The 21,376-nt window shown below is 62.6% G+C and carries 19 protein-coding genes and 1 pseudogene; 14 read left to right on the top strand and 6 right to left on the bottom strand.

Annotated features, from left to right (window positions below; genetic code table 11):
• A partial coding sequence (locus N826_RS35455; RefSeq protein ID WP_157599407.1) for a histidine kinase dimerization/phosphoacceptor domain -containing protein occupies positions 1–878 on the top strand: 878 nt, incomplete at its 5' end.
• Between the two features lie 184 nt (positions 879–1,062).
• Here the strand turns inward: N826_RS35455 and N826_RS35450 are convergent.
• Positions 1,063–1,497, bottom strand: coding sequence for a response regulator (locus N826_RS35450; protein ID WP_044436938.1), 435 nt, complete (start codon positions 1,495–1,497; stop codon positions 1,063–1,065).
• 1,099 nt (positions 1,498–2,596) lie between these two features.
• A complete protein-coding gene (locus N826_RS43835; RefSeq protein WP_169789483.1) occupies positions 2,597–2,896 on the bottom strand; it encodes a helix-turn-helix domain-containing protein in 300 nt (99 codons plus the stop codon).
• A gap of 118 nt (positions 2,897–3,014) precedes the next feature.
• On the opposite strand from N826_RS43835, the gene N826_RS35445 reads away from it, so the two are divergent.
• The 4 genes from N826_RS35445 to N826_RS35425 all read left to right on the top strand — a co-directional run bounded on the left by N826_RS35445 (position 3,015) and on the right by N826_RS35425 (position 4,798).
• Positions 3,015–3,380: a hypothetical protein gene (locus N826_RS35445; protein ID WP_044436936.1), complete on the top strand. Its 366-nt coding sequence runs from the start codon at positions 3,015–3,017 to the stop codon at positions 3,378–3,380.
• 256 nt (positions 3,381–3,636) lie between these two features.
• On the top strand, positions 3,637–3,954 hold the full coding sequence (locus N826_RS35435; RefSeq protein WP_052832667.1) for a hypothetical protein: 318 nt from the start codon (positions 3,637–3,639) through the stop codon (positions 3,952–3,954).
• Positions 3,951–4,328: a hypothetical protein gene (locus N826_RS35430; RefSeq protein WP_044436931.1), complete on the top strand. Its 378-nt coding sequence runs from the start codon at positions 3,951–3,953 to the stop codon at positions 4,326–4,328. The genes N826_RS35435 and N826_RS35430 overlap by 4 nt, the downstream gene beginning before the upstream one ends.
• Positions 4,329–4,546: 218 nt before the next feature.
• Entirely contained in the window at positions 4,547–4,798 is a 252-nt protein-coding gene (locus N826_RS35425; RefSeq protein WP_044436929.1) for a hypothetical protein, read from the top strand.
• On the opposite strand, the pseudogene N826_RS35420 reads toward N826_RS35425, so the two are convergent.
• Positions 4,795–7,829, bottom strand: a pseudogene (locus N826_RS35420) (Tn3 family transposase). The gene N826_RS35425 and the pseudogene N826_RS35420 overlap by 4 nt on opposite strands.
• Positions 7,830–7,994: 165 nt before the next feature.
• Between N826_RS35420 and N826_RS35415 the strand changes: the two are divergent.
• The 5 genes from N826_RS35415 to N826_RS35395 all read left to right on the top strand — a co-directional run bounded on the left by N826_RS35415 (position 7,995) and on the right by N826_RS35395 (position 11,014).
• Entirely contained in the window at positions 7,995–8,570 is a 576-nt protein-coding gene (locus tag N826_RS35415; RefSeq protein WP_044436927.1) for a tyrosine-type recombinase/integrase, read from the top strand.
• A gap of 74 nt (positions 8,571–8,644) precedes the next feature.
• Positions 8,645–8,968, top strand: coding sequence for a hypothetical protein (locus tag N826_RS35410; protein ID WP_147041242.1), 324 nt, complete (start codon positions 8,645–8,647; stop codon positions 8,966–8,968).
• Between the two features lie 5 nt (positions 8,969–8,973).
• Positions 8,974–9,219, top strand: a complete 246-nt coding sequence (locus N826_RS35405; protein WP_044436924.1) for a hypothetical protein — start codon at positions 8,974–8,976, stop codon at positions 9,217–9,219.
• Positions 9,220–9,465: 246 nt separating this feature from the next.
• Entirely contained in the window at positions 9,466–10,326 is an 861-nt protein-coding gene (locus N826_RS43830; RefSeq protein WP_147041243.1) for a hypothetical protein, read from the top strand.
• 4 nt (positions 10,327–10,330) lie between these two features.
• Entirely contained in the window at positions 10,331–11,014 is a 684-nt protein-coding gene (locus tag N826_RS35395; protein WP_044436920.1) for a hypothetical protein, read from the top strand.
• A gap of 295 nt (positions 11,015–11,309) precedes the next feature.
• Here N826_RS35395 and N826_RS35390 read toward each other — a convergent pair whose 3' ends face one another.
• Entirely contained in the window at positions 11,310–14,522 is a 3,213-nt protein-coding gene (locus tag N826_RS35390) for a DEAD/DEAH box helicase (protein ID WP_052832665.1), read from the bottom strand.
• Positions 14,523–15,132: 610 nt separating this feature from the next.
• Here N826_RS35390 and N826_RS46155 point away from each other — a divergent pair.
• The 3 genes from N826_RS46155 to N826_RS35375 all read left to right on the top strand — a co-directional run bounded on the left by N826_RS46155 (position 15,133) and on the right by N826_RS35375 (position 18,714).
• Positions 15,133–15,540, top strand: coding sequence for a diacylglycerol kinase family protein (locus N826_RS46155; protein WP_084721472.1), 408 nt, complete (start codon positions 15,133–15,135; stop codon positions 15,538–15,540).
• Positions 15,541–16,350: 810 nt separating this feature from the next.
• A complete protein-coding gene (locus tag N826_RS35380) occupies positions 16,351–18,021 on the top strand; it encodes a multicopper oxidase family protein (RefSeq protein WP_052832663.1) in 1,671 nt (556 codons plus the stop codon).
• Positions 18,022–18,081: 60 nt separating this feature from the next.
• Positions 18,082–18,714 carry an SCO family protein gene (locus N826_RS35375; RefSeq protein ID WP_084721470.1) on the top strand — a complete coding sequence of 211 codons (633 nt, stop codon included), beginning with the start codon at positions 18,082–18,084 and terminating at the stop codon, positions 18,712–18,714.
• 326 nt (positions 18,715–19,040) lie between these two features.
• On the opposite strand, the gene N826_RS46150 is transcribed toward N826_RS35375, so the two are convergent.
• A complete protein-coding gene (locus N826_RS46150; protein ID WP_169789482.1) occupies positions 19,041–19,328 on the bottom strand; it encodes an RNA polymerase sigma factor in 288 nt (95 codons plus the stop codon).
• Between the two features lie 518 nt (positions 19,329–19,846).
• Here N826_RS46150 and N826_RS35370 point away from each other — a divergent pair.
• Positions 19,847–20,293: a multicopper oxidase domain-containing protein gene (locus N826_RS35370; RefSeq protein WP_169789481.1), complete on the top strand. Its 447-nt coding sequence runs from the start codon at positions 19,847–19,849 to the stop codon at positions 20,291–20,293.
• 367 nt (positions 20,294–20,660) lie between these two features.
• On the opposite strand, the gene istB is transcribed toward N826_RS35370, so the two are convergent.
• Positions 20,661–21,371, bottom strand: a complete 711-nt coding sequence (gene istB, locus N826_RS35365) for an IS21-like element helper ATPase IstB (protein WP_044436941.1) — start codon at positions 21,369–21,371, stop codon at positions 20,661–20,663.
• Positions 21,372–21,376: the final 5 nt, after the last annotated feature.

Below are 21,376 nucleotides of genomic sequence, written 5' to 3'. Positions count from 1 at the left end.
CCCCAGTCTCTCAAGAAATGGGGCCTCCGGTAAACCCGGCGCGGTTCACCACCCTCCTGAGTGCCGGGCTGGTAGTCTACTTCTTTGTCGAACCCGTAGGCACCCTCACCCTCAACACTCATGTCGCTGTCTCACTCGGCTTCTATGTCGGGATCGGCGGGCTGATCGCCGGACTGACCGGGGCGCTGCGACGGGCTATGGAGCGGGCACGGGCGGCCGAACGGGCGAAGGACTTGCTGCTTCACGAGGTCAATCACCGCATCAGGAACGACCTCCAGATCCTCACCTCGCTGGTGTCGCTGCAGCGCCACAAGACCAGCAGTTCGGAAGCCCGGCAGGCGCTGGGAGTGGCGATGGAGCGCATCACCGTCCTGGCTCGGGTTTATGATCGGCTGTCCCACCACGACAGCACCGCGGTTGTTAACACTCACGACTTTCTGTCCAGCCTGGTCGACGATCTGCGGACTGCGCTGGTGGGTGAGCGGCCAATCACGATCACAGAACAGCTGGATCGGGTTACGCTGACGCTTGAGTGTGCCCTGCCCCTTGGGCTGATCATCAACGAGCTGCTGACCAACGCGCTGAAATACGCCTTTCCCGGGGCCCAGTCGGGGCAGATCGAGATCAGCTTTGTTCAGCGGGCCGACACATTCGTCCTGCGGGTTCGGGATAACGGCGTCGGCCTGAGTGAGGTCCAGCCGCCCGGGCGCGGTCTTGGGCAACAGCTGGTGCACCGGCTCGCGACTCAGCTCAGCGGCACGGTTCTGATAATGGGCGATGCCGGCGTATGCGTAGAAATGCGCTTTCCAGTCCCGAGCTGCCTAGCACCGTCGGTGCCGCTCCTTCAGCATTCGGCCGCGTCGGGTACGCTCAGCTAGTCGGCACGGGGGTGCAGGCTGGCGGGCCCGCCCTGTGGAAATTACTCACCTCTCCAGCGTCCCGAACCCCAGGAAGAGCCTGAATCAGCAGAATGCAGCACTGCCGGTACCTGCACGTATGCCTCTCGACGCACTCCGGCGGGCAATGCGCCTTTCGGCTTAATTAAAAGCCAGGTCAGATCTGTCAGGCGGACAGGGCATTTGCGCCGACGCTGATCATCTTCCGCTGAAGGGTTGAGGCAACTGCTTTCAGGACGGTGTCCTCTACAACTGGCTTGATCAGAATATCAGCGGCAAGCTCACGCCCTTCCACACCCGCCCTCTGGTAGTCGGCGGTCAGGAAAATAACTGACACACCCAGGGGAGCCAGCTCGGCCGCGACGGAAATGCCGTCGATGCTTCCACCCAGGTCGATGTCAATCAGCGCCAGGGTCGGCAGATATCGGTACGCCAGCTCCAAAGCCTTCTCGGCCTTGTACGCCGGACCGAGCACAGTGTAGCCTTCATCGGTGAGCAGCCCGGCCCAGCCTAGGGCGATAAAGGGATCGTCCTCGCAGATCAGAATACGGGCAACAGCAGAGGGCTTGCTGCTGGGGCTGGGTAGAGCGGCGGGCGACATGAAGCGCAACCTTCAAAACGGGTCATGAACAATATAGCCGTTGTCGTTAACAGGAAGTTACGACCTGAGTTACAAAAAATTGATAAAGTCTATGCCTTAGGTCTGATGCACGTTTCAGTGGCAGCTATCGCCACGGAGAACCTGGCGCGGTGAGTGATGTCAGCGGTGAGCGCAATTGTCGAGCAAAAAGGGCTTCACCCCCAGCCATCCACCTTGAGAGCAGCAAAAACAGCGGGCAGATGGCGCATTTCACTGGCGAATACCGGCGCTGTGCCGAAATCCTGACCGCGCCGACGATGTCACGGACCTAGTCTCCTAGGACTCGACGGGCGATATGGAGAGCCAAGCGCTTGATGTCCTGCTCAACCAGCGCACCGCCAAATTGGCCGACTACCATCCCAAGTTCGAGGATTTAAATCCCGATCACCGAGAACGAAACCAATTCCTGCGTGTCCTGGCTGCCGATGCCCGCGAGCTGGCGAGCGCCCCCAGGACCGCACCCCATGACGGGTATCGTCGACAGCTTACGAAAAACAGGTCCCCTCGCCGGGGTGGCAGTTCCCGGGTGATTTGAAGGAGATCACCCGGGAACATGCCGACAGGGTATTGGACTTGTGGGCATCAAGACAATTAGCAGCCCGGCTTCGCCATGCTCGGGATGGAAAGCCCCACTCCTCACCTAGCCCGACACCCTGCGCGTGGCTCCAGGCGGGCTGCGAATTATCTTGACGTTCGAATGTACCGAAACGGTCGGCCGCTCGATGGCGGCCTCGCCTGTCGAGCGCCTTGGCATATGATTGACCTCCATCAACCATCGCAATCCAACTTAATCTTTTCGAATTTGAAGATTTTTGCCCGCGGTTCAGCGGTCAGTGCTTCCTCCCACTCACTAACCTTTTTGACATTAAGAAGACAGGTCTCCAGGCATCAAGAAGACGGTTCTTCAGACAGGCGGCGGGTCGAAGATGCCGACAAGAAGTTTCCGGGCGGTACGATGACTATCGAGGTCGTCGGGAACAATTATCTCCTAAATGTTATTTGAAAACCCGCGCAGTCCATAATAACCGCTTGCCATGGGAAAATCTGGCGAAAAGATCGCCTATGGCCCGGATGAATCGACGGTCGCGCTAAAGGTTGGAGCATCACCCGCCAATCCCTCACCGCTGGCGCGTTTTTTGACCGTGCCATCAGGCAAGAACTCAATACCGCACGCTTCCAGAACCTTAACCATTCGGATAACAGTTTCATAAGCCGCTTTGGCGAAAGCCTCTGGATTATTTTCCATGCGTTGCAGCGACCGACGAGAGATGCCGACCTTTTCGCAAAAGTCTTCTCCGGAGATACGAACAAGATTTCTAGCATCTCTGATTTGTTCGTTGTTAATTATTTGAACTGGCAATTTGTAGCTACCTCGCAGACTTTTGCGTCTTAAATACGGACTTGTATTTCTAGACGTATATGTCTAGTATCAGGTCATCAGCTTCGTTTAGCAAGCAGCCTGAGACCAGGAGGGCGAAATGCCGACCATCTCCGCCGCTGTTCCCACATCCCTATTCGTTTCTGTCGCAGACCCCGCGATCAGCATGCTGATCGGCGAGAATGCATACGTCTCGATTCGCTACCGGCGTTTGGGGGTCCTGATCGAACTGGTCAGCGAACTGAGTGCCCACGTTGGCGGCCGAAGGTGGCAGGAGGAACTGGACCAGCAGCACACGACCGACAGGGACAAAGCGTTGGGCATCGTGTGCGATCTGAAATACGAGGCCGCGAAAACACTGAAGATCCGTGACGAACCGGGCTACGGGTCGGACCCTTGCGACTTCCAGACCACACTGGAGCGTGCCTTCTATCGCGAGCAGACTCACGCTATCGCCTCTGAGTGACACCCCCGCCGTGCCGTCGGGTGTCGCAACCACCCGCCGGTTCCGCCTTACAAACGGAGTTCTCGCCGTGATCAACATTGAGAACACTCCCTATTACTTTGCTTGGCCAGTGCTGTTCAGCGCTCTGCCCCAGCACCACCGCGATGGACCCCGACGAGCCGGCCGAACGCGACGGCGCCTCCCGAAGCCCCGCCGCGGCTCTAGCACCACCATCTTGGCCGCAACCATCGCCTCAGTGATCTCCGCTAGGTCTGCTATGGAACTCTCCGTCATCTTCCTGAAGCTGGGCGGCCTGATCATGGACCATCAACGTTCCGCCGTGCCCGTCAGGGCCGTCGATAAGAGCGTCGACCTAAGCGTCTGGGAGAAGGCCGGGATGCTCACATGCCGCGGCCTGAAGACCTCGCTCAATGAGCCACCGGTCACCGTCGCCGAGTTCGCCGCCAGGTTCGAGGCTCTAATCAAGGCGACCACGCACGACGATAATCTTTACATCCCATGCACCCTCGTGGCGGACGTCCGCATAGGGGTCTTCGACGACATTCGCGCGCTGATCAGGGAGGACGAGCGATGACCCGGCGCGTTGAACTGATCGAGGCTGGCGTGACCGCCGGCCGCACTACCTACCGTGTTCTGGCGGGGGGCGAGCGTGTCGGCACGGCCACCGAGCTGACCACCAACCAGGACACCCCCTGGCGCCTGACCCTTCCCGGCCACTGCGCTAACCTGCGTCGCAGCTCGCGCGAAACCGTCCTCGCGACCGTCACGTGGCTGCTGGACCCGTCATCCCGGCGGACCGTCGTCTATGTTCCGGCGAACCCCGGCAGCCGCTGGGACGAGGTCGCCGCCGAACTGCGCGCCGCCGGTTTCGAGGTCATGCCGACGCCGATGCCGGAAAGCAGCCACGTCATCCAAGCCCCCGTCATCCTGTGCACCCGGGAGGTCTGAGCCATGGTCCCCACTCGACAGCCTATGTCCGGACCGGCCATCTCCGATCCCGACGAGCATCACGGACGGCAAACCCGGACGTGCCTAGGATGCGGCAGGGCCTTTGCTTCCGCTCATATCGGCCACCGCATCTGCCGGCGGTGCAAGAAGCTCGACGCCTGGAAGTCCGGCACCGGCGATTGCGACAGCCACGACGGGTTCCAAGGGAGGACGACGCCATGCCGTACCGCCTGACTTCCGCCCAGCGCCTGCTGCTGGCCGACTGCGTCCGGACAGGCCTCGTGGGCTGGCTCATCACCTGCCCGGTGGCGGGCCAGCAATGCCGTATCCTCCAAGCCCGGGCGACCAGTCTGCTGGGCTTCGGCTTCGCGCGCTTCACGACGATGGCGGCCAACCACTTCGGGTCCGACTATGGGGTTCCAAGCCCAAAACCGCGAAATTTTTGGAATCTATGCAGATCAACTATTTAGCCCAGTTTGACATTGGCCAGCAGGGCCTCAAGGTCGATCGCGTGCCCATTGCCACGAAACGTGTAGTGCCCAAGCAGGTGGATGTGCTGCCAAGCCACAGGTGAGATCTTCCGCAGCAGCGCAAGCGCCCTTCGATTGTCGCCCCCTTGATACCGCTCCAGCAGCGTCGAGAGCAAAACCGAGTTGTAGGCGATGATGATGTTGGCGATCAGCCGGCCGCACTGGTTGCTGATCGCGACGGCGAGATCAGTGCGCCCGAGCAGCTGTTTGCCGCCGCTGACCTGGGTGAGCGCCGAGCGCAGTTGATGGTATGCCTCGATGCGGTTCTGGGAGCGATGGATGTCGCGCTGAAGCTGAGGGTCGCGCAGGTAGTTGAGCGTGTAGAGGCTGCGGATCAGCTTGTCGAATTCGAAGATCGCCTTGCGGGTCTGGTTGTGCTGGGACAGGGCGCACAGTTTGCGGACCAGGGTGGCCTGGCTCATCTCCTTGAGACCCAGCGTCGCGACGATCCGGTCGATGTTGGCTTTCTCGGCGGTGATCAGCTGGCGGTCGATCTGGCCGGCCGGCTGAAGCAGACACTCCTGGTAGTCCCCGATGGCATTGCCGCAGTACAGGTGCTTGAGCTGCGCCTGCCGATGGGTCAGGCGCGGCGCCAGCTTCAGCCCGAACCAGTGCAGATGGCGAAGTTCGCGCGGTTGATGCTGTGCATGTCGCCGGTGATGGCCGTCGGGGCGATATCCGAGGTGTTGTGATAGCAGATGTCGAAGACGTGGTAGCTTTCGTGCTCGTGGGCGCCGATCAGTTCCGTCTCCAGCGGCACGTGGTTGGCCAGCAGCGTGTAGGCGACCACGCCCTTGCCGGTGCCGAAGTACTTGCGCGAGTGCCGCGCCTTGATCGTTGGGTCGGCCGAGCGGAATTTCTGGCCGTCGACACTGCCGTACAAGACCTCCGGATCGAACGAGTAGAGGGGGAAGATGCCGAGGCTGGCGATGAAGTTGCTGACCCGGTCGTTGGCGGCCTTCAGGGTCGAGAGGCGCAGATGCTGCTGATGGGTCGCCTCCAGGACGTGGTACGGGATGTCGCTGGTTTCGGCCATGCCCAGGTTGCCATGGTTCATGGCCTGGGCGAGGATCACGGCCATCAGGCTGTCGTCGTCGGCGATCTTCTTGGCGTAGCGGGGCTGCAGCGGGCTCAGTGCCAACAGGAAGTGGCAGCGCTCGTTGACGAAGCGGAAAACGTCGGCGATTCCCCGCGCCGGCAGCCTGGCATAGAAGCCGGCCTGTAGCGCTTCCTCCTGATCGATCCTGGGCTTGCGCCACAACAGGGTCTTGCGTTCGGGATCGTACTCGAGGTGTCTGAGCTTGCCCAACCGCAGGTCGCGGTCGAACGTCAGCCATAGCCGATGCAACTCGGCGCACAGGGCATCGAGCGTCGCGTCGAGGGGTTGGCGCAGCCACGGAATGTCGAGGTCCCGGAGGGCCTCGGCCGTTCTGTCCAGCGTGACCAGCTCATCACTGAAGCGGCGATGCTGGAGGCTGTCGTCCAGGTGGAGTTCGCCGGCGGCGAGACGCTTGCGGAGCTGTCGATAGATCCAGAATTCATAGCGGTCCCCCCGCAGGCCGGTCGGGTTGCCGTCAGCATCGGCGTCGAGCAGATGTGGGCGCAGCCGCTCGGGTATGGTGTCCCCGGGGATTTCGTCGAAGGGCCGCTGGGAAAGGCGCTGCTGACGGGAGAAGACGCCCTTCATCCAGGACAGGGCCGCGAGCCAGGGATTACCGGTCGTCGAGGCCGAAACGTCGAGCGCCATGGCGAGCGGACGCAGATGTTTCTTGTACCGTGCCGCCGTGCGATCGACCGCCTGCCAGCGGAGTTCCAGCTGACTGACCGGCTTTTCGCACAGGCGCCTGCCGGCGGTGAGCAGCGCCTCCTTCGGCAGGATCGCGAAGGCCTGGTGGCGGACAGCGCCGAACGGCGTGGCGTCGTCGACCGCCTCATCGACGTAGAGCAGAAGCACACGGCCGACCTGGGGCGCCTCCTGCTGCCGGCTGGCCTGGGTTCCGGCGAAAGCCGTTTCCGACTCCTCCTTGGTTTCCAGTTCGAGCTGATTCATATGGTAGCCGAAGGCCTCGACCAGATTGTCGGTGAGCTGGCGATAGCGCTGCCAGGCATAGCACAGCAGGTACAGATGGGTCTGCCCAGGCTTCAGTCGGCGCAGATCGTAGATCGTATAGTAGTGGGCGAGGCTGGCGTAATAAGCGATGTTCTGTTGTGAAATATCGAGCTTTGGCAACAGTGCCTTTGCGGAATGATACAGGGGCGTCAGGGTGGCACGCTTTTGCCGTTCCATCACCATCATGCGGTAACCGAAGTGCTTGGCGTCCTGCTTGAGCGCCGCCAGCTCGGAAAGGGTTTCCTCGCGCACGAGGAGACCTTGCAAAGCGGCGAGTGCCACCTTGTCCAGGGCACCTTCGACGAGGTGTTCCAGGCGTCGGCGTTCCGCCATGAGAACCTCGCCGATGATCGCCTGCAGCGTGGTATAGCCCGGGCGCACGATGCGCCGGGCGGTCAGGAGAGCCAGCAGTTCCGTCAGGATGAAGGTCGCGGTCACATCCCGCCTCGCCAGGACGCCGGCCTTCCCGGCGACCTCGGCCCGGTCCGTCTCGGCCCAGAGACGATAGCCGAATAGTCCGGCGATCTGGTCGCGTTGCGCATAGTGCTCGTTGGCGCGTATCTGTTGCGGTACCAGCGAGGTTCCCGGGAAGTAGCGCTCGATCAGAAAAGCGATGTCCGCGGGCGGAACGTCCTGCCAGGAGAAGCGGAAGAAGGCCCGCTTGGCCTTGAAGTAGCCGATCTGCAGCAGGCACCAGACCCGCTCTGCCTGCCCCTTGCGCCGGTCGGCCAAGGCGCGCTCGGCCTCGGTCAGGGCGAAGAACTCGGCGCGCTGAAAGTCATCGAAGTCGGGCAGGCCATAAAGCGCCAGCTTTTCGGCCTCGGAGAGGACGGTCAGCCGTTTGCTGCGGTCGGCGCGCATCGGTCGGTCAGGCACGCGATCGTCCCGTCAAGTGAACACGGCCGAAACTTTCCCTATAACGTATCTTCTCGGGAAAGTAACCTGTTCCGAACTCAGGTGGCACTTGGCTCTGACAGCGTCGGCGACCGACCTGCCACTGATCATTTTTGGGAAAGTCCGCTCACCATGCGACCGCCGCCCAAACAACCCAATGCCGAGCGCCGCAGCCGCGAGCACCTGACCCCGGCCGAGATCGACAGGCTGGTCGCCGCGGCCCGACAGCTCGGGCGCCATGGCCACCGGGACGCCACGATGATTTTGATCGCCTACCGGCATGGACTGCGCGTTTCGGAACTGGTCGGCCTGCGACGCGACCAAGTGGATCTGCGTCAGGGGCTTCTGCATGTCCGACGGCGCAAGAACGGGCTGCCGAGTACCCATCCTCTGCGCGGTCCGGAAATCCGGGCTCTGCGCAAGCTGTTCCGCGACGACCTGGAGACACCTTACGTCTTCGTCTCCGAGCGCAAGGCACCGATGACCGAGGCCACCTTCCGTAAGCTGGTCGCCCGCGCCGGCGAGGTGGCCCGGTTGGGCATGCCGATCCACCCGCATATGCTGCGACATTCCACCGGCTTCAAGTTGGCCAACGACGGCCAGGATACCCGGGCCATCCAGCATTACCTGGGGCACAGGAACATCCAGCACACCGTCCTCTACACCCACTTGGCAGCGGAACGCTTCAACGACTTCTGGGACGACTGACTGGCAAAAAGGACCATGCCGGATAGCGTAGCCCCTTGAATCTAAAGGCTTTCAAAAATTTCGCGGTTTTGGGCTTGGAACCCCACTATCGGCCCCGCCGCCCCGGCTCGACCGACCCATTCCCGCTGTCGATCGCCGAGGCGGCGGCCCTGGCCAACGACGTCGAGCTGGAGATGGCGGGCGACCACCAGCTCTACGCCGCCGCCCTGATCGCGGCTCACAGCCCCTACGCCCAGCCCGAGATCAGGGGCCGGGACTGGCATACCTACGTGACCCTGCTTGGCGAGATCGGGATCGATCCCTGGGCCGGTGGTCCTGCCTGGAACCGTGAGGTTCGCGACCGCTTGAGGCCGTTTCGGCACGCCGTCGCGGCATCCCATGCCATCGCGGCGGAGTGACCCCTATGGAGAACAACCTTCCCCTGCTGAACGTCGGCGGCAAGACCAGGATGGGCTGCTATGCGGCGTTCCCCGGCACTGGCCCGCAGGGCGCCCGATGCTCCGGCTGTGCCCACCAGTCCCCCGACGGGTCTCGTTTCGTCTGTACCAAGTACCGGGCGTTGACCGGCCGCAAGGGCAGCCCGATCGATCCCGGCTCGCCGGCCTGCCGCTACTTCGCCGCCCGACCGGCGTTCAACGCCCGGCGATGAATCCCTGGCCGCACCCTCGCTCGGACGGCGCGGCGATTTCCACTCCGCATGGAGGTCATCACCATGCCGACCACCAACATCGACACCCCAACCCCCGCCGATGGCGCCGACGCGGGCGCATCCCCTTCCGCCGTCCGGCGCTTCGGGCGGGTGCCGGTCCGCTGGCTCGAGGACCCGGGCGTCGGGGTCGAGGAACTGGCGGTGCTGACGGCGCTGGCCGTGCATGCCGACCGCGACGGCGTGTGCGTGGTCCGGCAGCGCACGCTCGCCGGCCTGCTCCAGCACTCGCGCGAGTGGGTGTGCCGGGTGCTCGCCCGGCTGTGCCAGCCAGGCGGCTTGGTCGAGAAGGAACACCGTGCCGACCGCGACGGCTGGAATCTGGCCTGCCGCTACCGCCTGCGCGATCTCGCCGGCCCCTCGGACACTCCAACCGACCTTTCCGGTGACCCGACGCCCGGCTCCCGCACTAGCGGCAGGGACGGCAGCCCGCTGGAGGATGCCGGAAACCCAGCAGGCGATTCGGCACCTGCCGGGCCGGCCATGCCTGCGCCGGTGGAACCCGCTGTGCCCGTATCGGAGGCTGTGATCACTCCGGCAACAGCCGGTGTGACGGGCGGCGCACATCAGGAACAGACTCCCTTGAACAAGGATTCCTCCAGCGGCGCCACCTTGCGGTGCGCGGGCTGTCACTGCCGGGAGCGGTCGATGGGCGGCGATGACCGGAACGGCGGTGACGATCGGAACCGACTGGTGCCGGCCGACTGGCGGCCGGACGCCGGCGACGTCGCCTGGCTGGCAGCGCACCGGCCCGACCTGGACGCCGGGCACATGACCGCTGTGTTCGTCTGCGGAGCACGGGCACGGGGCCTGCGCTATGCCGACCCCTCGGCGGCCTGGCGCCGCTGGGCGCTGGCCGAACGCGCGTCCAGCCGCCGGCCAACTGCCACCTGTGAACCGCCCAAGGACTTCCGCAACGCGCCCCGGCCGATGCCCTCGGCCCGGAGCGCCCACCACGCCGCCCAGGAGGCGCGCAACGCGGCGATCGGCCGTGAGGTGCTGGCCAGCATGATGGCGCGCCGCGGCATGGACACTGGGGCGGAGGGCTGACGCCATGGGCGACGTGATCTCCTTCGACCCCGCCACGGTACCGGCCGACGACGCCGGCCTCCTGGTCGCCAGCCCCCTGGTCCTGGAGGACGTGGACGCGTTCGCTGCCCGGACCGCGCGGGAGCCGTTCTGGCTCGACGCCACCGAGCTTCCGGCCCCGTTCCGGGCGGCGCTGGCGGCTGCCCTGGCGGAGGCGCGCCGCGACCTGGAGCCGTGCCACCCTGCCGAGATCGTCGACGCCCTGGCGGTTTTGGCCGACCGCCACCGGCTCGATCTGCCGGACCGGCGCGCCCTCGAGATGGACGCCGAGGTCATGGCGGCATGGCCGCGCGACCTTTGGCTGCGGGCGTACCGGACGGTCTGGGAGCGCTGGTCGTGGCGCCGGATGCCAACCGTCGGCGACTTCCGCGGTCCCCTCGGCGACGCCATCGAGCGCCGGCGCCGGCGCCACGACCTGCTGGCGACGCTGGAAGCACGGCTGCGCGCCCGGAGCAGGCCAGAAACAGTGCCGGACTGCATGGCAGCGCTGGAGCGGACCGGGCCCGGCGTGCGCCAGGGCTGGTTCAATGCCGCCCTGCGGCGCGATCCTGCCCTGACCCCGGCGGACCGGGCCGACCTTGCCCGCTGGGTGACGGTCGTCGCCCCGCGCATCGCCGCCGTCGGATTGTTCGGGCCGGCCGACGAATGAGCGCGCTGGATACCCATCTCCCCTGCGCCTCCCCTGCCTCCGAGTGACCGGCTCAGGTCTCCCGTTGGGCCGCGTCGCGCAAGCGTGCTGTGAAGTCGTCGGGATCGGATGTTCCCGCCCGCGGGGGTCACCTCCGATGATGGCGGCTATGGCAGCCAGGACGCTGGAGAACCCAACCCGGACGTCCGGTACCTGGAGGGGCAGCCCGTCAACCTGCCTATCGTGGGACGGGTCGAGAACGCGTGCTCTTCCTCTCCTCACAAACCCGCTGCTTCAGCGGGCGGTTGTTGACACATCAAGCTCGCTCGATCGGCTGAAACAGCAAATCGATGTCCTCTGATGTCAGCATCGCTCCTGTTTCGGCTTCGGGATCGAACAGACCGTCGGCCAGGGCCTGCTTGCGCGCCTGCAGGGTAAGAATGGCTTCCTCCACCGTGCCGGCGGTCACGAGCTTGAAGACGAAGACTGCCTTGTCCTGACCGATTCGGTGAGCCCGGTCCATCGCCTGGCGTTCTACCGCAGGATTCCACCAGGGATCGTACAGGATCACCGTGTCGGCCGCGGTTAAGTTCAGGCCGGTGCCTCCCGCTTTCAGGCTTATCAGAAACACCGGAACTTCGCCGGCCTGGAAGCGATCCACCGGTGTCCTGCGGTCCCGTGTCTGCCCGGTGAGCTTGACATAGTCGATTCCGGCCCGGCGCAACGACTCCTCGATCAGGCCGAGCATGCTGGTGAACTGTGAGAACAGCAGCACCCGCCGGCCTTCCGCTACCAGTTCCGGCAGTATCTCCATCAACCGTTCCAGCTTGGCGGAACTCCTGACCTTGGCCGCACCCGCCACCTTGAGCAGCCGAGGATCGCAGCAGACCTGCCGCAACTTGAGCAGCGCGTCCAGAATCATGATGTGGCTGCGGGCCAGGCCCTTGGAAGCAATCTCCGCCCGCACCTTTGCATCCATCGCCACCCGGATGCTCTCGTAAAGGTCGCGCTGCGGATCGTCCAGATCGATCGTCTCGACGATTTCGGTCTTCTCCGGCAACTCGGCCGCCACCTCCGCCTTGGTCCGGCGCAGCAGGAACGGACGTACCCGCCGGGCCAGCAGCCGGCGCCGGTCCTCGTCACCCTGCTTCTCGATCGGGGTGCGGAACATCCGCTTGAACTGGCGCTGATCTCCCAGCAGGCCAGGGCTCAGGAAGTGGAACAGCGACCACAGTTCCTCAAGGTTATTTTCCATCGGCGTGCCGGTCAGGCATACCCGGTGGCGCGCCCGCAGCTGCAGCGCCGCCAGTGTCGCCTGTGCCTTGGGGTTCTTGATCGCCTGCGCCTCATCAAGCAACACGATGTGCCACTCCTGGGACAGCAGCGCATCCTTGTCGCGCGACAACAGCGGGTAGGTCGTCAGCACCAGGTCGTGCTGGCATATCCGGGTGAACTCCGCCTTGCGCCCCGCACCATGAAGCGTCAGCACCGACAGGCCTGGGGCGAACCGTGCCGCCTCCCTCCGCCAGTTTGCCATCAGACTGGTTGGCGCCACCACCAGGCACGGCCGGTCCAGCCGTCCGGCCTCCTTTTCAGCAAGAACATGCGCCAGAGCCTGCACCGTCTTGCCCAATCCCATATCGTCGGCCAGGATCCCGCCGAGCTCGACCTCGCGCAGGAACTGCAGCCAGTTCAGGCCCTGCTGCTGATAAGGGCGCAGCTCGGCCTTCAAGCCATTCGGCGGCGGAACCGGAGCGATTTCGCCGATCCCGCGCAGCTTCCGGCCGATCTCGAGCAGGCGCGAGCCGCCAAGCCAGCGAAGCCTGGTGGCGGCCGAGGCCGCTTCCAGCTCCGCCAGTTCAGCCAGGCGCACCGCTGACAGGCGGATCTTGCCCTCCTCGTCAAGGCCGCCGACGCGATAAAGATCGTACAGAGCCGTCAGCAGCGGGCGGACGCGATCAACCGGCAGAGGCAGCACGCGGCCATCCGCCAGCGGCGCGAACAGGGTCTGTCCGGCCTCGCCCAGGTCGTCGAGCAGGCTGAGATCACCGTCCTCGGGCAGGGCCCGCAGAAGCGGCAGCAGAACCGACACCAGATCGATCCGCTCGCCCGCCACGGTGATACCCAGCGACAGGCCAAACCAGTCGATGCCGGATCCACCCTCCGCGATCTCGGCGATCCAGTCTTCCTCCGGTTCAGCCAGGCGCAGCGGGAAATCATCGTCAATGACGACGCGCCAGCCTTCAGCCCGGAGGAGCGGAGCTTCATGGTGGAGGAAGCTTAGTATCGGTCCCAGCGGCCCGGCCAGCCAGTGGAGATCCTCGGTCTCCGGAACCAGCACCAGATCGCCCGGCTCGCTCACGGACATACCGTCGATGGTGATGCTGTCCACCGGGCGGAAACCGCAGGCACCAAGACGCTCGACTGCCGCTGTCTCATCGTCACGCCGGCGCGGGATGACCACCAGCTGTCCGTCCTCCACCGCCGTCAGTTCATCGCGTCGATCATCGGGATCGACAAGGGTCCCGTCGTAGTCAAATCCCAGCCGCGCCACCGGTGCACCGACAGACCAGGGCTCGTCGCCATAGAGATCCCCGGCCACGACGTCATCCGGGTCATACAGGGACGAGGCATAATCGATATCTTCGTCCAGCCGCCGAAAGCCTATGTGAAGGCAGGGCACGGGCTCGACGTCCATGACCACGGTTTCGCCGAAAGCGATCGGCTGCAAGGCCGGTCGGTCCGGCAGGCGGCGAGCCAGCTCACGGCGCACCCAGTCGGCTTGGCCCGGAGGCACCGGCGGCGCGCTGACCAGGACCGCCGCCAGACGCGGCGAGAGATCGGTTTCGATTGGCCCGCAGGCACCGGTCAGGGTGTCCAGGTACCAGGGAGGAGCCAGCGGCAGCGTGACATCCGCCCCTTCGTTCAGCGCGAATGTCAGGCGCTGCGTGCCGTCACTGTCGGTGACCCAGGTTGGCTGGCCGGACCGAGGGGGCCCTGGAACCAGGGCCAGACCATCGGTCCGCTGCCAGCGTCCTCTCCCGGTGCGCAGGATGCGCTCCAGCAGGGCTTGCCCGGTGTCGCCTGCAAGCGGGTATGTGCTGTCCGGGAAATACGAACCGTACTGCGCCCATAGGGAGCGCAGAATGAACAGGTCGCTCTGCTGCAGGTAGGCAGGTTGAAAGCCGGTATTCACCACGCTGCCGGCGGTCAGGGTCGCGGCTTTGGAACTCAGGCCGCCGTTCCTGAGCAGCTGGACGGACATGGCCTCGACCGTCAAGCAGGTGCCGTACTTCTCCACTGGCTCAACAGTCAGCACATACAGCACCCGGCGCCGCACCGTGTCTGGATAAGCATCCTGCTCCGGGGTTGCAGCTGCCTGATCCAGCGTGGTCAGCCACGCTGCAAGAGGAGCCTCGGGGTTCTCACGCTTGGCGGGTGACGCCTGGTACTGCGCCAAGGATGCCAGCAGCAGGGCAATAGTGTGCTTGCAGTTGTAGCCGACCGGACAGGAGCAGGATCCAGCCAACAGGGTGCCGGTTCCGTATCGCGAGCGCCCAGACCCGCCTTGTGGGTGGATGTGAACGGTTACCGTGTACGGTCGCCGAAGGGTTCCCTGAACCTGGCCTCTGAGGACCGTACCGTTCGCCCCGAGTTCAACAGCAAGGACCAGACCATCGCGAAAGTAGGCTTGTCCCTTCGCGATTTCGCCGGCCGAAAAGATGCGCTGAACATCGGCGAGCGTGTAGAGCAGCTTCCCTGTTGTGCGGGACGTGTCGAGTGTCAAATAATCAGTCCTCATTGATGCGTCCGAGGTAGTCGCTTCACTGGGCTCATCTCCTTTCTACATTGGAGATGGCTTGGACGAATCCGCCAACTGGAAACCTGGGCCCGTCGTGAATCCAAATAGTTACGATCGCGCCATCCTGCACCATGGATATGCTGGGTCTGCAACGGTCATAAGCTGCGGCCAGCTTGAAAACCATGATCCTCCGCTTAGGACAGACCCATGCGCGCACTTCTAGTCTGCAGCCCCTCCGCCGGCAATGATGGACCATCTCAGGATGAGCTGCTGGCGATATTCTGCCGGGAAGGTATCGATCCAACCTGCTGCGTGATCTCGGAAGAAAGCCTTACAGATGCGCTTCGGGAACCTGCCGATGTTGATTGTTGCGGTTGGCGGTGACGGTACCCTGACATCCGCTCTGACCCAGATGCCGGGCCGCGGCATACCGGTTGTCGTCCTGCCGCAGGGCACCGCCAACAACATCGCTCGCTCGGGATCCATGCGCCGCCGCATCAGATCATCGCGGGGCTGCGGGAAGCTCACCCACTGGCGGTCGACATCGGCACGGCAACCGGAGCCTGGGGAACGCACCGCTTTGTTGAAGGCGTCGGCCTGGGCCTTCTGGTGCAGGCCATGGCTGAGATCGATGCCGCCGGCATCGCCGGTGAGGAACAGCTGCAGTCGTGCCGGCGTGAGTTCGCCACCTCGTCCTCGTGCAGGAGGAATTTTGGTGCGGGTGGTGTCCACCCACCGGATGTGAGGTGATGCGGCCGATCAGGTCGCATGATGAAACAACGGCTCGTGGCTTGGACCTGGAAAACACACAGTCGGTTCGCAGCGCGCAGTCAGGAGGCGCGGAGAACCATGAACTCGGCCGAGATGACCTCGACCGGCAACGGTCTGCAGCACTCTCATTCCGAGAACGATGATGGCTGACTGGACCGGCACCCTCAAGCCTGGCCCTGCGGGCCACCGCCGCTCAGCGACGGCTGCGGGCTTGACCGCGCCGGTCCAGTCACCCCCCGTTCCACCATCGGAATGAAAGATGCAAAGGTGCTGTCCCTTCCAAATCAATCAACTGCGCGAGAAAGCCTGTTCATCCAGGGGGCCGAGATGAGAGAACGCAGGGATCGTCGCGCCCCCTCGACTAAAGGAGGAACAGCGATAAGAAGCTCACTCAGCACTTGACCGAAACACCATCATGTGAGGCTCTCAGGACCACTGGGCGTCGGCCAAGTTCCCGTGACAATGCTACGTACTCGCATATCGATTTTTATAAGGACCAATAAACCCTGACCTAGAACGCAAGTTAATAAAATTTCATGAAAGAAATTTAATATCAATAGTTCTGTTAAGTCTCTCGCTGAGTATTACCTCTCCGAATCTTGGAATTTCCTCCCCGGCGCTTCGTCAGAAAGAAAAGCGCATGATGGAAGGTCCTGGTCTCACTTCATCAGCGCTGTGTCGTGCACCGTTTTTCGGTGCATCCATTTACGGCTGTGGAGGGATCTAAATGCTCTTGAGAAACGTCGGCAATGAAAAACAACAGGAACGCGCCAGGCTTAACCGCATGGAGATCATCGACGCGAAGCTCAGCCGCCGCGATTTGATCAGGTACGGGCTGCTAGCGGCTGGCGGAATGCTGGTTGCCAAGAGCGGGTTGAGCATCCGGGCCTCGGGCGCCGCTACGCTCGTCAGCCCGAGAACCACGCCATGGGCCGAGCCCCTTCCGATCCCGCAGCCTTTGCAGCCAAACACCAGTTTTGACCTGTCGAAGCTCAGTGCCGGCCTCAACGGTGACTCGAGCGAGGCTCCCCGAGCCTCCCACCAGCTATGGGACTACTACAAGCCGCGGAAGTTCTATGAAATCGAGGAGAAGCAGCGCACCTGGTCGTTCCACAAGGACCTCCCGACGCAGCCGATCTGGAATTTCCAGGGCGATTCCGACGACAGCGCCCACTACGCCGAGCCCACTTTGCATGCGCGGTACGGCGAACCGATCGTCGTTCGCAACAAGAACAACCTTCCTGCTAATCACAAGGGCTACGGCATCCCTGACACCTCGACGCACTTACATAACGCCCACAACGCTTCGGAGAGCGACGGCAATCCTTCCGACTACTACGGCAGCGGATATTACAAGGATTTCCACTATTGCAACAAGCTGGCCAACGACGACCCCAACGAGGCGCTGGGTTTCCTATGGTTCCATGACCATCGCCTTGACTACACTGCGCAGAACGTCTATCGGGGTCTGGTCGGAACCTACATCCTGTACGATGAACTGGATTGCAACGACGAGACGAACGTCAACGGCTTTCGGCTGCCGAGCGGCGAGTATGATGTGCCGCTGGTGTTCGGCGACAAGGTTTTCAACAGTAATGGAATCGCCTACTACGACTTGTTCGCCCTCGACGGCATCATCGGCGACAAGCAGACAGTAAACGGCAAGATTCAGCCCTTTTTCGACGTCAAGAAGCGCCGGTACCGGCTGCGCCTCCTGAACACGGGCCCATCGCGTTTCCTCAGCTTCAAGTTCAGTAACAACATGCCATTCTGGCAGATCTCGAACGACGGCAACCTATTGCCCAAGCCGATCAAGCGCACCAGCATCAACCTGACGGTCGCCGAGCGGGTCGATATCATCGTGGACTTCAACTCAGCCACTGGGTCCGACGTCTTTCTGATGAACGTGCTGGAGCACATTGACGGAACTGGGCCGACTGGCAAGATCCTGAACCCGGGTACTCCACTCCTAAAGTTCAATCTCGGCCCGACCGCCGCCGATGGAAGCATCAATCCCGACCAGATCGACAAGCTCCGCGGTCTACCGGTCATGGACACGGTGATCAACAAGACGCGTACCTGGATCTTCAATCGGCAGAACGGCGCTTGGTCGGTCAACGGTCAGCTCTTCAACCGCAACATCGTGAACGCCAAGTGCAAGCTGGGAACCGCCGAAATCTGGAATTTCGAGAACGGCGGGGGCGGCTGGTCCCACCCGATCCACATGCACTACGAGGAGTTCCGCATTCTGTCGCGCAACGGCGTTGCCGTCAAACCGGGTGATGTCGAGTATGCCAGGAAGGACGTGATCTGGCTGCACCCCGGAGAGAAGGTCAAGGTCTACGTCAAGTTCCGCGACTTCACCGGCAAGTATCCGCTTCACTGCCACAACGTCGTTCACGAGGACCACGCCATGATGGCCCGCTACGACATCGTAGACGGTCCGGCGTCCTGATTTCAGAGCGCCGCCGGGAGTTCGGCATGCAGCTTGTCACGATGGATATGGAGGTTTGCCATGACTATGCGCAGAAGGAATTTCCTGTGGGGCTCCGCCGCCGTGCTCGGCGGCGGAGCCCTGGGGCTGGGAGGAGCACAGGTGCTGTCCTCGGTGGGGTCACTGGCCGCCGAGAGCGGGGATCCTGACGGCGTTTTTCCGAACATCGTCCTGACTTCCCACGAAAGCAGGAATTATCGCTTCTACGATGACCTGATCAGGGGCAAGAAGGTCATCTTCAACTTCTTCTACAGCGGATGCGGGGATATCTGCCCGCTCTCCACCCAGAGGCTGGTCGAAGTTCAGGAGATGCTTCACGGCCGTGTCGGCCGGGACTTGCACATGTACTCGGTAACCCTGCAGCCGGAACTGGACACGCCGGCCGTCATGCGGGGCTACATGGAAACCTACGGGGTTCAGCCGGGCTGGCTCTTCCTCCACGCCTCGCGCGAGGACATCGAACTGCTGCGCCGCAAAATGGGGTTCGTCGATCCGGATCCCGAACTGGATGCCGATCTTGAAAGTCATATCGGCGTCGTCAAGTTCGGCAATGATGAGATCGGCCGCTGGGGGGCATGCCCATCCTTCGCCGATCCGGAGGAAATCCTCGCCTCCATTCTGACGATTGATCCATCACCCGCAGCCAGATCTTGAAAGCCGCAGCGTGGATCCGACTCTGACCCAGCAGGAACCTGGCGGGGCGTCTCTCCAGGTTCTTTTTGAAAATGGCGATTAGTGTCTGCCGCTCGTTTAACGTGCCACGCCGCTCCCGACGGAGCAGGCGTCTTCCCTGTCTCTCTTTTATTCATTTCCGCAGGGAACCGTGCGGATCCATGATCCGGTGGTGGGCCGATTTGGCCGCCCAAGGTGGTGTCGCACTCTCTCCAGGGAGCGCTGGCCCGCCAGGTGAGGAATATTCCTCGTGGAGGCACCGGCGGCTTTGCGACCTCCGAAATGACGGTGCTTGCCTTTGTGAAAACTCAAAATTTCCGCGCGGGCAAGCATGCAACTTCGGCTACAGAGAGAAAATCAGGTTTTCGTTTTTCAAACAAGCTTATGGGCGCTGACATATTTTTCATGAGAGCCAGTCGTGCGCGTAGCAGTCGACCCTGTAACTCAGCCTGGGAGATGCTGAGTTTTTCAGCTGCGTCCCGATAGCTCAAGCCTTCGGCGCACACCAATATCAAGACTGCCCGTTCCTCATCCGGCAAGGCGCTGACTGCTTGACGAGCCTTAACCAGGTTAGATGGGTTATTTACAATTTTCACCAGCTTCTCTCGTGAACAGCCCTAGCTTTTCGCACCTGAACCGATATGGCTTGGGATGCAAAGGCGGCAATGTAACGTTTAAAAAATTATTAGTATCATATGAAACATGTTGGCGCCGGTTTTCAAGGCCTTGGCGACGGGAGAAGGCAATCCATCCTGTATCGGACCGTCCATCATAACGGACAGCAATCGACTAAGCCTGTTCGGCAGTTAGACGGCAGGAAAAGACAACCAGCCAACGTATCATTTTAAAAGGGTACTGAAATAAAACCCTTTGCAAACTTGGCAAGACCAAAATAAAATTTTTATTGCCTTTTGAATCAGGGTTAATCGCGGAATAAACGTACTCATTGATCGTCATCGCCTTATGGTTAATCAGGAGATGACCAATGCTACGACGCGAACTTTTGAAGTATGGCGCCGGCTTGGCCGGCGTTGCCGGACTGCAGATCCTTTCTGGTCCTCTGCTCGCCCAGACAAGCTCACCCGCGGTCCCGATATCACTCCGTATACAGGACGTGGACGTCGAGCTGATCGACGGGTCCTCCGTCTTCATGTGGGCTTTTTCTCAAGGTGCCGGCAGGCCCAGCGTTCCCGGCCCCGTACTCCGCATCAAGCAGGGGCAGTCGGTTACCCTGAGTGTGGAGAACCTGTCGTCCTCCTCCCACTCGGTTCAGATCCTCGGCCTGCCAGGAGCAAGCTTCGGACCGATCGAGCCCGGGAAGACCGGCAGCGTCACCTTCACCGCCGGTCTTCCCGGAACATACTTTTATGTCGATCCCGACCGCGCGCCGCTGAACAGACTTCTTGGCCTCCACGGGGCGCTTGTCGTTGAACCGGCGGCCCAGCCGGCTGGCGGGCCGATCACCCCTTACGCCGCGAGCCAGACAACATCGGGTGTGCGCGCCCTGTTCTCGGCACTGCGTATTTCGGTGAAAATGAACAGTCTGACCGGAGGAATCTGAACAGGGTATACGGTTCAATCTGAACGGTCTGTTCGGCAGCCTGAACACCCTGCGGGCGCTGCTGAACGCAGCCTGAGGCTCGCTTTCGCCTTCAACATATGTACTGTAACTGGTCTTTCATCTGGCGGTCAATTCTTTTTATGTAGCCATGTATTTCAAGTCATCATCCTGTCCCTGTTTCATATTCCAAGTCCATGAACAATGATAGGTGCGAGCATTTCTCTTCCTTGTCTTTGATGGTGGAACGTCTGTCCGGGGGGTGGGGGTCGGTCAAGTGCGAAGCCGCCGCAGGCGGTGGCGCCCTGGCGCCACACTTGACGGAGCCCCGCCCCCCGGACACCATCGATGCCCAAAGGCAAGGTGCCGTCTACGTCGCGGTGGCCGTGTCCGTTTCGCTGCTCACCGTGGTCCGCCGACGCATCGACTCGCCGCGCAGCTCGATACGATGGGCGTTGTGAACGATGCGGTCCAGCAGGGCGTCGGCGTAAGTGGCATCCCCGATCTGGTCGAACCAGCCGGACACCGGGATTTGGGAGACCAGAATCGTCGCTGCCCGATCATGGCGGTCGTCGATCACCTCCATCAGGTCACGTCGCTGATCGGCCGTCAGGCGCGTCATCATCCACTCGTCGATGATCAGCAGCCTTGTGCGCGCCAGCTTGGTGAAGGCCGATCGGTGGCGGCCTGCCACCCGGGCGATCGCCAGGTCGTCCAGCAGCCGCGGCAGGCGCCGGTACAGCACCGGGAAGCCGTCGCGCGCCGCCTGATGCCCAAGAGCGCAGGCGATGAAGGTCTTGCCCACCCCGGTCGGGCCGGTCAGCAGAACCGATTGTGAGGTCCGGATCCATTGGCCGCTCGCCAGCGTCGCCACCAGCGTTCGGTCCAGGCCGCGCGGCGTGCGCAGATCCAGGTCCTCCAGGCACGCCGTCTGGCGCAGAGTGGCGGCCTTCAGCCGCTGGCGCAGCGCCGCGTTGTAGGCGGCCGTGTGCTGGACATCCACCAGAAGCGCCAGGCGCTCCTCGAAGCCAAGGGCCTCGATCCCCGGCTGCCGGCTCTGGGCGAGTAGGCCGTCGGCCATGGCCA

The organism is Skermanella aerolata KACC 11604, from assembly GCF_000936425.1.
Lineage (GTDB): Bacteria > Pseudomonadota > Alphaproteobacteria > Azospirillales > Azospirillaceae > Skermanella > Skermanella aerolata.
This window is presented reverse-complemented; position numbering and strand designations above follow the sequence as displayed.